Raw genomic sequence first — 12,208 nt, 5'->3', positions numbered from 1 at the left:
CAGTCCGCATCCTTGTCTCGCCACAGATGTCGCCCCGCAGATCCGGCGGCATGACCAATCAGCAGGCCAACGACCCTCAATACGCGAGAGGCTGTAAGGCCGAACATTGCTTGCATTCCAGGGGAGCCCTTGTAGTATCAATCTGCACCAAAAATACGGTCACCCCACCAACGCCAACGCCACATGCGCGTTGTCCGTCAACGCGGCTTGAAGCGCTGCCGTCCGATGGGCCGTCAGGTCAAGCATCAAGCGCTCGGAGAACTCGCCGCGCTCGCCCTTCACCGCCGAGCGACTTTGCAGGTGCGCCGGCACCGGCTTGCCCGCCTTCTTCAACTCCGCCACGAGCGCCTTCTTGTCCTGCGCGCGCATCAGCCCGCGCGTCACCTCGATGCGCCCATCGTGAGACATCGTGACGATGACGCCGCAAGAGGCAAGCTGCTTGGTACTCCATTCGGCCAGCGAGGCGTGCAGCAGCGAGATGCTCTCTCGAATCTGCTCGGCGTCGGCCTCGGCCTGCTCGATTCGCACTGCGAACGTCTCCCGTTCCTCGCTGTCCTCTTCGACTGTGTCCCACTCGCGATTCAAGGCGGCGATCGCCGCGCGGGCGTCCTCGGCCAGGGCCTTCCATACCTCCATCCCCTGCGCTTGCTCGTCGGTCATCTTGCGAGCTTTCGGCCGTTCACGATCGAAGCTGTTCATCGTCGCGTAGTCCACCCGCAGATGTGCCTCTACCCAGGACCAGCCCGCTGCCCGCTCCACCTCTGCCGCCTCATCCAGACGGGCCACTGCCAGTTGGTGAACCAAGGCGCCATACTGCAACCAGCATTCATCGGTAGACACGGAGAACAGGTCGCGGCGGACGATCCCGCCCGCAGCCTCGTAGGCCTCGATGCCGACAAACCTCGCGAGTGCACTGTCCCCTTGAACTTCGTCGTCGTTCACAAGCGCCTGCCTGAGCATGTACGCCGAGCGGTTGTACTCATGCAGCGAATCCCACGCGGCGATCTGCAGCGCATGGTCATCCACCAGGCACAAGACCTTCAACTGATCCATATCCGCCTGGCCGTCGCGGAACAACTGGATGAAACGCGGTGCGAGGTTCGCGAGCTTCATGCGCCGCTGCACCGTCAGAACAGACACGCCGAACTGATCGGCCACCTGCTTTTCCGTGCGGCCCTCCGCGATCAGCCGTGCGAAGGCCTCGAACTCGTCGGCAGGATGCATGTTCAGCCGACCCGAGTTCTCTGCCATCGAGATTGCGACGGCACGCTCGGACTCGTACAGTCGGCAGTCGATGCCTTGGTCCTCGGCGAAGTAACCCTCTGCTGCCAGGGAAAGACATGCGGCCAACCGCCGACCGCCCGCGTCCACGGCGAAGCGGCCATCGCCGACCGCAGTGACGGACAGTCGTTGAAGCAAGCCCTGCGACTTGATCAGCGCCGCCAACTCTGCGAGGCCTTGGTCGCTGCGTTGCTTGCGCACGTTGGCAGGAGAATGAAACAGCTGGCTCAGCGGGATGGTCACATCGCGGCCTGCGGAAGCTGAAGCGGCATCACGGGTCTGTGCAGTTGCATCCACGATCGTTTCGGTATCGGTCATATGAAATTCCTTTTGGTGGTTAAAAAAGCTACCGGGTCCCTAGATTTCGAGCCCATCGATTGATGGGTTCGAGGGCGAGTGGCTGGCTCCCGGATCTCGCCGCCGTTTCCCTGAGTTCGTCGCCCGGGGAACGGCGCGGCGGATCGGACAGGGGAGCAAGGGGGAAGACTTCGTAACGCGACAGCGTTATGAACACCCCCTTGCAGGGCGAGAGCCCGGTCCCCGGGCCGAGCGGACGCAGAGTCCCCGGAAGAAGCGACGAACTCAGGGGAACGGAGAGCACGGCAGAACCGCCACGCGCCCTCGAAGCCGGCGCGCGCCGAGCGCCTACGCGGCCACGGGCCGCCTGGCCAGGGCAAGCGCAGCGCGCAGGGCGACCGGAGGACGCAGCGCCGCAGGCGCGCAAGCGTCAAGGATGGAAGCCCGAAGGGAGGAGACACCGAAGGTGGCTCGATGCGAAGCACGACAGCCTGGTCCCGGAACGGGAGACGCCCTCTGTGTTCAGCCCCGATGTCGTTCCAACCCGGCGAGGCGATGCAGGTCGACTACGGCGAGGGCGCGCCCACGCGCGTGAAGGGCACCGAGCGCTTCCGCAAGCCGCGCCTGTTCGTGGTCACGTTGCGCTATTCCCGGCGCACCTTCCGGCGTTTCGTGTGGTCCAGCCAGGAAGTCTGGGCCCAGCTGCATGCGCGAGGCGAAAGAGCAGCCGGCGGCTGCGGAGACGGCGAGGCGGGTCTCGACTGCGACGCCCGAGGTTGCTCGGGAACGCCTCGACAGGCGTGCGTTGGCAGGAGCCAGGATGCGGTTTCAGCATGGACAGGAAGGGTCCGGCGGAGCGATCGGTCCGCACTTGCCTCCGGCAGCGCCGGCGCGCCCCGTCGGTTTTCAGTGGCGGTTTGCGCAGTCGGCGAGCGGCTTGGCGCTGACGTGTGAAACGTCTAGAATGCCCAAAATATCAGACATATTTTGAACTGTTGACCTACCATGAACCTGATGGATATCGGCCATGCAGTCCGGATCCGGCGCATGGACCTGGGCTTGTCGCAGGTGCAGCTCGCGCACCTGAGCGGCCTGTCGCGCCAGACGCTGGTGGGACTGGAGAACGGGACCTTGAACGATCTCGGCGTCAACCGGGTCGCGCAGGTGTTGGCGGTCCTGGGCCTGGACACGCCTGAGCCATCCACGCAGGCCCGCGACAAGAAGCGCGGTCTGTGGATGGCGGCCAAGACGGCGAGCGTCAGCTACGCGCGCGAGCTGGCTCCTGAAACGCTGGGCCAGGCCTTAGCCAGCGGTGCCGTTCCCACGCCATTCGCCGCGCACTTGACCCATCTGCTCGACGAGGCCCCGGTGCCGATCGTCGTGATGGCGGTGGAGGAAGCGGCTTCAAGGGCGCATGTGTCGCCACGGCAGGTATGGCGCAACGTGGCGAAGCTCGCCAAGGCACTGTCCGTGCACCGCCAGGGACTGTGGGCATGAAGGTGCAGTTGCCCGGTGGGGCCTGGGAGGCACTATTTCCCCGGGCGCTGGTGCTGATCGACGAGATCAGCAGGCACGGCGGGCTCAGCGACCCGTTCTGGACGTTCGGTGGCGGCACCGTGCTGATGTTTCGCTACCGGCACCGCCTAAGCAAGGACATCGACATCTTCGTCCCGGATCCCCAGTACCTCGGCTTTGTCACGCCGAGGCTGAGCGATGCGGCGGGGGACTTGACGGCCGACTACGTTGAAATGGCGGGCTCTTTCGTCAAGCTCCAGTTCGAGGAAGGTGAGATCGATTTCGTGGCCGCCCCCAATCTGTTGGACGATGCTTGGGAGGAATGGGACATTGGTGGCCGCATCGTCAAGGTGGAGACGGCTGCCGAGATCATTGCGAAGAAGATGTACCACCGTGGCGACCGCGCTACGGCGCGGGACCTGTTCGACCTGGCCTTAGTGGCCGAACGCGAGCCGCAGGAACTGGCGCATGCCAGATCGTTCCTGCTGCGCCACCGGCAAGCCTTCCTGGCGCAGATTCAGGATCCACATCCCAGCCTGCGCGCCGGATTCGATGCCATCGCCACGCTGGAATACACCCCGAGCTTCGAGCACTGCGTGACGGTGGCCACCGAATACCTGCGCGGGTTGTGACTACCGAAAGATCAATCTCCGGCCGAAAGCAGAATCCAGGTCTGCGCCCATCGAAGAAAGTGGGGAAGCATCGGGCCAGCCCTCGCGGGCGATGCGCACGACCTGTTCGTTGCGAAGCGGCCGATTGCTCCTGAGGAGGCGCCGGTTGACCCGCGCATGGAGCGCGGCGAAGCGGTTGATCGAAAGCGGATGGTGCTCGGGCACATCGCCCGCAAAACGCGACCGAGGCAGCCTTCTCGCCGGGCATCTCCATGGCTGCCGAATTCAACATCAATCCGGTGAAATTCGAATGAAGTGGCGCAGTCCGTTCGCCAATGCGATCCGAAGGCGATGCGTTGTCAACGCTGCTTTCAAATGTCGCAGCGCCAGCGAAGTTGAAATGTCGCATTTCTGGCTTCTTCTGATGGGCCCGACGAACGCCGTGACTGCCTTGCCTCAGGCGATCCGCTCACTTTGTTAGTTGCCTGCTTCTCTCAAGTCACTCTTCGCGCCGGCAGCGTCAACCGCGGCTTGCCGAGCACTTGAGACGCAACCCGCGACGCGAACCGCCGCGTCAAGAAACGCACGCCGAAGCACGACAGCTTGTTGAACAGGCCGGGCACCACCGTGCGCTTGCCGCGCAGCATCGCGCGGATCGCGGCGTGCGCCACGAACTCCGCGCTTTTCGTCGACGCGTTCGCGATCCACGAGTAGTCGCCACCTCCGGACGCGGCGTGGAACGCGGTTTCGGTGCCGCCAGGGCAGATGCAGGTCACCGACAGCGGCGTGCCGCGGTGCTCGTCGTGCAGGCCCTCGCTGAAGTTGCGGACGAAAGCCTTCGACGCGGCGTACAGCGCCATGTTCGGCACGGACTGGTACGCGCCGGTAGACGCGATGTTCACCATGTGCGCGGGTCTGGTGCCTGCCTTGCGCGCGTCGACGAAGCACCGCGCGAGCGCGACGAGCGAGGTCATGTTGAGTTGGACCAGCTCCGCGTCGCGCGCCCAGTCGACCTCGTCGAACCGGCGGAAGTAGCCGAACCCGGCGTTGTTGATCAGGATGTCGATCGGGCCGCTGGCGGTCGCGGCGTCCCACAGCGTGCGCGCGGCATCGGGCTTACCCAAATCTGCGATGACGATCTCGACCTTCACGCCCTTGCAGCTTGCGGCGACCGCATCGAGTGCGTCGCGGCGCCGCGCCGTCAGCACGAGATCAACGCCGAGCGCCGCGAGCTCACGCGCGATGGCCGCGCCAATGCCGCTGGCTGCGCCGGTCACCAGCGCGCGCTTGCCAATGTTGCCGGTTGTGTGTGTACTCAAATCGTTCTCCTTGTCGTGTAGATCGGCCAAGGAACTCCAAGGCCTGCGAGGTGCGCGCGTCGGCCATACGATGGCGTGACCAGCCTGAAAAAGGGCTTGATCGAAGACGCTGGCGGAGGCATGCGCGGCAGCTACATCATTTGCACCACGACCTTGCCCTTTGCGCGTCCACCGTCTACGTAGGCCAACGCTTTGTGGGTGTCCTGAAACGGGAATACTTTGTCGACGATGGGGCGGATGGCGCCTGATTCGATGAGGGACGTGATCTCGCGCAACTGCGCCCCATCGGCTCGCATGAAGACGAAGGTGTATTGGCCTCCGATCTTCTTTGCCTTGTTCCTGATGCCGAAACTCAGCAGGCGCAGCACCTGTTGGAGCGGCCAAGCCAGTCCTCGCGCAGCTGCGAACGCCGGGGTGGGTGGCCCGGAGATGGAGATGAGATGCCCGCCCGGCTTGAGAATCTGCAGGGACTTCTTCAGCTCGTCGTTGCCGAGGCTGTTCAGCACCACGTCGTAGTCACGAAGCACGGTGGCGAAGTCCTGCTGCTTGTAGTCGATGACGACGTCCGCGCCCAATGCCTTCACCCAGTCGATGTTGGCCGTACTGGTGGTCGTGGCCACGAACGCCCCGAGATGCTTGGCCAGCTGGATGGCGATGGTGCCGACGCCACCGGAGCCGGCAGGGATCAGCACCTTCTGCCCCTTTTTCAGCTTGGCGGTTTCCACCAGCGTCTGCCAGGCGGTCAGCGCCACCAGGGGAAGGGAGGCGGCCTCAAGCATGCTGAGATTCCTGGGCTTCAGCGCCAGCGACGATTCCTTGACGGCAATGAACTCGGCGAAGGTGCCGATGCGATCATCGTCGGGGCGCGCATAGACCTCGTCGCCGGGCTTGAAGCTGCGAACGCGAGCGCCGACCCGCACGACTGTACCGGCTACGTCGTTGCCCAGAATAAGGGGGAGGCGGTAGGGAAGAATCAGTTTGAATTCGCCGCTCTTGATCTTCGTGTCCAGAGCATTGACGCTCGCCGCGTGGATCTGGATCAGAACGTCATCGTCCCGCACCTCCGGTTCGGGCATTTCGCCGATGCGGCCAGCTTCTTTCTTTCCATAGCGGTCGATGATGAATGCTTTCATGAGAGCGCTGTTCTCCAGAGTTGTTGAATGATGGGTTTCGGGGGCTGCCCGCAGGGTGAACTCTTGAGCCTTGGCGCTCGAGTCGACAGTGTTACCAGTTCTCCTTGAACGGCCGCAGGTCAAGCTCCTGCGTCCACGCCGATGTCGGCTGCCGGTGCAGCATCCAGTAGTTCTCGGCGATGGCGTCATAGCCGAGGAGTCCTTCCGCACCGGCACGCTCCACCCTTGCTGGAAAGGCGCTCTGAAGCCGGTCGCCGAGGATGCCACCGTCGATGACGACATGCGCGACGTGGATCCCCTTCGGACCGTACTCGCGAGCCATGCTTTGCGCGATCATGCGCAGCCCCGCCTTGGCGGCTGCGAAGTGGGCGTAGCCGGGCTTGCCGCGCAGGCTGCCGGAGGCGCCCGTAAAGATCACCGTGCCGCGCCCCAATGGAACGAGCCGGCGTGCGGCCTCGCGACCGACCAGGAAGCCGGAGTAGCAGCCGACGCGCCAGAAATCCTCGAACTGCGCAGCGGTCAACTGCGTGAAATCGATGACGGCGTTGTTGCCCGCGTTGGAGACGACGACATCCGCTGGCGCGCGACCCGGCCCCGGGTTCATCGCGCGGTCGAACGCGGCGATCACCTGTGCTTCGTCGGTCACGTCCGTCCGAAGCGCTTCGGCACTGCCAACGCCCGACGCGGTGATCTCGGCAACCACCGCCTCGATCTTGGCCGAGGTACGCCCTGCCACGATGACGTGGTACCCCTCGCGCGCGAAGCGCTTGCAGACGGCACCGCCGACGCCGCGCACCGATCCCACGCCGAACACGACTGCAGTTGGCTGATTCATTTCTTCGTCTCCATTCTGTTGATGAAAGTGGCCGTGCTTGCGTCATCGCACAAGCGTGCCTTGAACTGATGCGTTGTATTGGATCGCTTCAGCATTGAGAAGGGACAGCGCCTCTGGAACGAACGCGCTGTGGTACTGGAAGATCCCGCCATGCCCGGCGTCTTCGTAGATGATCAGTTTCGATCCCGCAATGCGGCGCGCCATGTCGTTGCTGTTCACGGTGGGCACCATGATGTCGTTGTCGCCATTGGCGATCAGCACCGGAATGCGGATGCTGCCCAGATCCTGGGGTGCCTGCCGGCCCCAGGCCTTGATTGCTTTCAACTGTCGCAAGAAGGCGCTGGGCGTCGGCCCCTTGTCCCGATCCGCCTTGCGCTCTTTCAGTCGCTCCAGGAAGGCCTTCGCGGCTTGGCGACCATTGGGTGAGGACGTGAAGAACAGGTAAGTCTTCGGATCCCGAAGCGTCAGCAAGCCCTTGATCATCAGCGGCCAGGAGATCGCCCCGACCTCGTCAATGCCCTTGCCGCCTGCGGGCCCCGTGCCGGTCAGGATGAGTCGGCGCACCAGGTCAGGGGCTTTCAACGTGATGTCCTGCGCCACGAAGCCTCCGAGGGAGAAGCCGAGCAGATCAATTTTCTTGAAGCCGAGCGCGTGGACCAGCGCGATGGCATCACGCGCCATGGCATCGATGGTCACGGGCGCGGTTCCGCCTGATGCGCCGATGCCCCGGTAGTCGGTGGCGATGACGCGATGCCTGCGGGCAAGGCCATCAACGATCCGCGGGTCGAAGTTGTCCAGTACCGCGCCCCAGTGGTTGAGCAGGATCAGTGGCACGCCATCGCGCGGCCCCAGGTCACGGTATGCGAACACCGTCCCCTCGACGTTGATCGATCGGGTGGGGGCGTTGGCGTAAAAGCTGCCCGCCCCCCGTTGTTTGTCGGCGTTGGTCATTGTCTATTCCATGTGTCTTATGCGGAGCGAAAAATCATGAGGAGCGCATGGCCGCCGAACTGATGGTTACCCGTTCACATCGACGATGGTGCGCCCCTGGACTTTTCCGGCGAGTACCCGGTCGGCGATGCCAGTCACTTCGGCCAGGCCGATTACCTGGGTCGTGCGTGCGAGCTTGTCCAGTTCCAGATCGCTGGCCAGCCGTGACCAGGCCTGTAGGCGCACGTGCTGCGGCGCATTGACCGAGTCGATGCCGGCAAGGGTGACGTTGCGCAGGATGAAGGGTAGGACCGAAGCAGGCAGATCCGCGCCCTGGGCCAGACCGAAAGCCGCGACCACCCCGCGATACTGGGTCTGCGCCAGCACGTTGGCCAGCGTATGGCTACCGACCGAATCAATGGCTCCGGCCCAGCGCTCCTTGGAGATCGGTGCGCCGGGTTCGCTCAGGGTGTGGCGGTCGATGATGTCAGCCGCACCAAGAGCGCGTAGGTAATCGGCTTCCTCGAGACGACCAGTGGACGCGATCACCCGATAGCCGAGCTTGGAGAGCAGGGCGATCGCCACCGAGCCGGCGCCGCCGTTAGCGCCGGTCACCAGGATGTCGCCGCGCTCCGGCGTTAGGCCGCCATGTTCCAGCGCCAGCACGGACAGCATCGCGGTGTACCCAGCCGTGCCGATGGCCATGGCATCCCGGCTCGAAAAGACCTCCGGGATCTTGACCAGCCAGTCGCCGCTCACCCGCGCCTTCTGGGCGAAGCCGCCGTGGTGGGTCTGGCTCAGCCCCCAGCCGTTGGCCAGCACGCGGTCGCCGGCCACGATGCCGGGGTAGGTCGAGGTCTCGACAGTACCGGCAAAGTCGATGCCCGGAATCAGCGGAAACTGGCGAATGACCGGTGACCGGCCGCTGACAGCCATCGCGTCCTTGTAGTTCACCGTCGAATAGTCGATCGCGACGGTGACGTCGCCCGGCATGAGGTCGGCTTCGTTGAAGTCGACCAAGGCCGTGGAAATCACTTCGCCGGTCTTGGTGGCCAGCAGCGCCTTGAAGGTCATGTTCACTTCTCCTTTGAGGTTAGGGGTTTCATATGTTGAGCATCATGCTGACGCGCAAAAAAAGGGCGGATGCAAACTCAATCCTCCCCAGGGGCGAGATGCTTTCGCGCCGCCTCCAGCACCGATTCGGACAGAGGTTCTTCGTCGACCGCGCGCGCCAGTACCACCGCCCCAATCATCGTGGCGGCAGTCGCCAGGGCGCGCTCGTGCGCACCGGGCTGGCCCCGGTCGGCCGATTGGCGGGAAACGACGTCGATCATGTCTTTGATGCGGCGCGTGATTGCGCGCCGCACCGCCGGCGCCTGACGTGGCATCTCCGTTCCCAGGGCGGCGACCGGGCAGCCGACCTCCGGGTTCTTCACATGATCTTCTGACAGATACGCGCGGACCAGTGCCTGCGAGGATCGCTCGGCAGGCACTGCGGCCGTGATGCGCAAGAAGGTGGCGATGGCCTCGGCACCTGCGCGATCCGCCAATTCGGCCAGCATGGCCTCGCGCGAGGCGAAATGCGCATAGAACCCGCCGTGGGTGAGGCCGGCCTGCTTCATGATGTCGGCAATGCCGATGCCGTCATAGCCACAGCGGCGGATCGCGCGTGCGCCAGCTTCGACGATGCGCTCGTGTGTGGCTTCCTTGGATCGGATTGTGGATCGTTTCATATGGCGCTCACCAGCGATGAGTTCTGATCTCAATCCCTTGGCACTAAAGTACGCACCCGCAGGCGCCGCGTGCGAAAGGTGCCCCAGCCGTTGTTGAGCGCGGACTTCAGGAATGCCGGCAGCCCACCTTCGTCGGAACGTGGCGCCTTGCCTCTTGCAATGCGCTTGAGCTGGCGCGTGTACCAGAGCACCTCCATGATCCCCATGCGATCGACCGCCTTGATGCCGGTGCTGATGGGGCGCACCTGCTGGAGGCTGTCCCGCGATTGGAGCAGGGCGGCTGGCGCGTCGGGGTCGATCGCCAGCAGTCGCGCGAGGCCCACGAGATCGAGCGCGCCGGAGCGCAGGGCCGCGTTCATGCCGGCGGCCGTGCGAAAGCCGCCCGTGACCATCAGCGGCACCTTCACGGCGGCGCGCACCTTGCCGGCAAACTCGAGGAAGTAGGCTTCGCGGGCCACGGTGGAAGCCTTCTTAGCTTCCTGCATCGCACCGCTCATGGCGGGTGCCTCGTAGGTGCCGCCAGAGATCTCGACCAGGTCGATGCCCGCGTCGGCCAACTCGCGGATCGTCTCGAGTGACTCTTCCTCGGTAAAGCCTCCGTGCTGGAAGTCGGCCGAGTTGAGCTTGATGCCCACCGCGAACTCCGGACCGACCTGACGGCGGATCTCCGCATAGACGGCGAGTACGAAGCGTTGCCGCTTCTGGGGGCTGCCGCCCCACTCATCGGTGCGGCGGTTGTGGTGGGGGGAGAGGAACTGGTTGATCAGGTAACCGTGCGCACCGTGGATCTCCACGCCGCTGAAGCCAGCCTTCTTGCAGATCGCCGCACTGCGGCCGAAGCGTTCGATGACGTCCTCGATCTCGCCCGTCGTGGCTTCGCGTGGTGTCTCGAAGAAGGCAGCCATGTCCTCGCGGAAAGGAACGGCCGAGGGCGCGAGGTTGAACGCATTCAGCCCCTTGGTCGACTGTTTGCCCGGATGGTTGAGCTGGGCCCAGATGGCCGCCCCTTGCTCAGTCGCAGCTTGTGTCCACTGGCGCAGGACAGCCAAGTCCGACTCGTCCTCGATGACGACGTTGCCAGGCTCGCCCAATGCGCGGCGGTCAATCATCACGTTGCCCGTCATGATCAGTCCCAGGCCCGAGGCGCCCCAGCGTCGGTACAACTGCACCAGGTCGGAGTTCGGACGATTGTCGTAGGTGCCCAGCGCCTCGCTCATGGCCGCCTTGGCGAGCCGGTTGCGCAGCACGCTGCCATTGGGAAGTCGAAGGGGTTGGTTCAACAGATCGGCTTCCATGGGTGGCTCAGAACGTGGTGCGGTCATAAGGGGAGACGGCCTTCGGCGGCTGCAGGAATGCCGTCAGGCCCTGGAACCACATCACCTCCAGGAAATCGCCGCTGATGGTCAAGTCCTTGCTGCCCAGGCCTCTCAGGAAAGCGGCCTGACTGTCCTTGGCCGAAAGGATCGAGAAGCCTTTGCCGGCATCCTTGAAGCTGAAGGTGAAGCGCGGCTGGTCCACGAGCCCGGCCACGGAGCGGATGGCGCCATTGCGGATCACGAAGGTGCGGCCGACACCCGCGTCGGTGCGGATCTGGAACACCAGTTCCTTGCCCGCGACGTAACGTGCGCAGTCGGGGTTGTTCTTGATCTGCCGCTGCAGCAGTTGGGTGAACATCCACAGCAGGAATTTGAACTTGAGCATGGTCGGTGGCTTCGGGACGATGGATCCGGGCTGCCGTTACTCACCGAGGAAGTGCACGGCGTGGTGCAGAAAGCGCTGCGGATACTGGAACTGCGCGCCGTGCCCGGCATCGGGGTAGATGAACAGCTGCGCGTTGGGGATGTTGCGCGCCATGTAAAAAGAATTGACCGTCGGGATCATCACGTCGTGCACGCCGTTGAGGATGAACGTCGGCTGCTGGATACCGCGCAGGTAAGCAAACGGATCGTCTTCAGCAACCTTGGGCAGGTAGTGCATGTTGGCTTCGATCTGCGCAGAGGCCACTTCGTGGGACGAAGGCGGATCCTGATCGGCGCGCCGGTGGCGGCGTTCCCAGAACTCGCGGGCGGCCTGTTTGGCGGCCTCGGACCGGCCGAAGAACAGGTACTCGAAGTCTTCGTACACCGGTACCGGTCGTGGCGCCGTGGTCAAGACCTTGGGTTCCATATCGGGGTCGCCGCCCCGCGGGCCGGTTCCAAGCAGCATCAGCTTGCGCACCAGATTCGGATGGCGCCAGGTCAGGTCCAGCGCCTGGAAGCCACCGAGCGAGAAGCCCAGGACGTCGATCTGCTGCAAGCCTAGTGCGCGAACGGCTGCCGCCGCGTCATCGGCCATGTCCTCGATGCGGGTGCGAGGGGTGCCGCTGGAGGACGCGATGCCACGGCCGTTGTAGAGGATGACCTCGCGGCCCTCGGCAAGACCGTCCGTCATCAACGGGTCCCAGTGGTCCATGCCGCCACGGAAGTGCTGCAGGAGCAGCAAAGGCGGCTGCGAGGTGTTGGCGTTGCCCCAGCGGCGGTAGGCGAATCGAGTGCCACCGACCTCCACAAACTGG

General features: G+C 64.3%; 12 protein-coding genes and 1 pseudogene. 3 read left to right on the top strand and 10 right to left on the bottom strand.

Annotated features, from left to right (window positions below; genetic code table 11):
* Positions 1-159: 159 nt before the first annotated feature.
* Complete coding sequence (locus AC1DYK_RS10290; RefSeq protein WP_478166184.1) at positions 160-1,599, bottom strand: ParB/RepB/Spo0J family partition protein; 1,440 nt, start codon at positions 1,597-1,599, stop codon at positions 160-162.
* A gap of 510 nt (positions 1,600-2,109) precedes the next feature.
* Between AC1DYK_RS10290 and AC1DYK_RS10285 the strand changes: the two are divergent.
* The 3 genes and pseudogenes from AC1DYK_RS10285 to AC1DYK_RS10275 all read left to right on the top strand — a co-directional run.
* Positions 2,110-2,313: pseudogene (locus tag AC1DYK_RS10285) on the top strand (IS21 family transposase); the annotation flags it as partial.
* 279 nt (positions 2,314-2,592) lie between these two features.
* Positions 2,593-3,075: a helix-turn-helix domain-containing protein gene (locus tag AC1DYK_RS10280; RefSeq protein ID WP_478166183.1), complete on the top strand. Its 483-nt coding sequence runs from the start codon at positions 2,593-2,595 to the stop codon at positions 3,073-3,075.
* Positions 3,072-3,725 carry a nucleotidyl transferase AbiEii/AbiGii toxin family protein gene (locus AC1DYK_RS10275; RefSeq protein WP_478166182.1) on the top strand — a complete coding sequence of 218 codons (654 nt, stop codon included), beginning with the start codon at positions 3,072-3,074 and terminating at the stop codon, positions 3,723-3,725. Before AC1DYK_RS10280 ends, AC1DYK_RS10275 begins: the two co-directional genes overlap by 4 nt.
* A gap of 473 nt (positions 3,726-4,198) precedes the next feature.
* Here the strand turns inward: AC1DYK_RS10275 and AC1DYK_RS10270 are convergent, their stop codons facing one another.
* From AC1DYK_RS10270 to AC1DYK_RS10230, 9 genes are all read right to left on the bottom strand, one after another.
* On the bottom strand, positions 4,199-5,053 hold the full coding sequence (locus AC1DYK_RS10270) for an SDR family NAD(P)-dependent oxidoreductase (protein WP_478166181.1): 855 nt from the start codon (positions 5,051-5,053) through the stop codon (positions 4,199-4,201).
* Between the two features lie 101 nt (positions 5,054-5,154).
* Positions 5,155-6,156 (bottom strand): NADP-dependent oxidoreductase, encoded by a 1,002-nt coding sequence (locus AC1DYK_RS10265; protein WP_478166180.1) that lies wholly within the window; start codon positions 6,154-6,156, stop codon positions 5,155-5,157.
* A gap of 91 nt (positions 6,157-6,247) precedes the next feature.
* Positions 6,248-6,970 (bottom strand): SDR family NAD(P)-dependent oxidoreductase, encoded by a 723-nt coding sequence (locus tag AC1DYK_RS10260; protein ID WP_478090965.1) that lies wholly within the window; start codon positions 6,968-6,970, stop codon positions 6,248-6,250.
* Positions 6,971-7,033: 63 nt separating this feature from the next.
* The gene (locus AC1DYK_RS10255; RefSeq protein WP_478166179.1) at positions 7,034-7,942 is read right to left on the bottom strand and encodes an alpha/beta fold hydrolase; all 909 of its coding nucleotides are present in this window, start codon (positions 7,940-7,942) and stop codon (positions 7,034-7,036) included.
* 66 nt (positions 7,943-8,008) lie between these two features.
* Entirely contained in the window at positions 8,009-8,995 is a 987-nt protein-coding gene (gene acuI / locus AC1DYK_RS10250; RefSeq protein ID WP_478166178.1) for an acrylyl-CoA reductase (NADPH), read from the bottom strand.
* 77 nt (positions 8,996-9,072) lie between these two features.
* A complete protein-coding gene (locus AC1DYK_RS10245; RefSeq protein WP_478166177.1) occupies positions 9,073-9,654 on the bottom strand; it encodes a TetR/AcrR family transcriptional regulator in 582 nt (193 codons plus the stop codon).
* A 29-nt stretch (positions 9,655-9,683) separates the two neighbouring features.
* Entirely contained in the window at positions 9,684-10,949 is a 1,266-nt protein-coding gene (locus AC1DYK_RS10240) for an NADH:flavin oxidoreductase/NADH oxidase family protein (protein ID WP_478166176.1), read from the bottom strand.
* Positions 10,950-10,956: 7 nt separating this feature from the next.
* Positions 10,957-11,355 (bottom strand): helicase, encoded by a 399-nt coding sequence (locus tag AC1DYK_RS10235; RefSeq protein ID WP_478166175.1) that lies wholly within the window; start codon positions 11,353-11,355, stop codon positions 10,957-10,959.
* A gap of 36 nt (positions 11,356-11,391) precedes the next feature.
* Complete coding sequence (locus tag AC1DYK_RS10230) at positions 11,392-12,135, bottom strand: alpha/beta fold hydrolase (RefSeq protein WP_478166174.1); 744 nt, start codon at positions 12,133-12,135, stop codon at positions 11,392-11,394.
* Positions 12,136-12,208 lie beyond the last annotated feature (73 nt).

The organism is Variovorax sp. P2_H12 (genome assembly GCF_056403395.1).
This window is presented reverse-complemented; position numbering and strand designations above follow the sequence as displayed.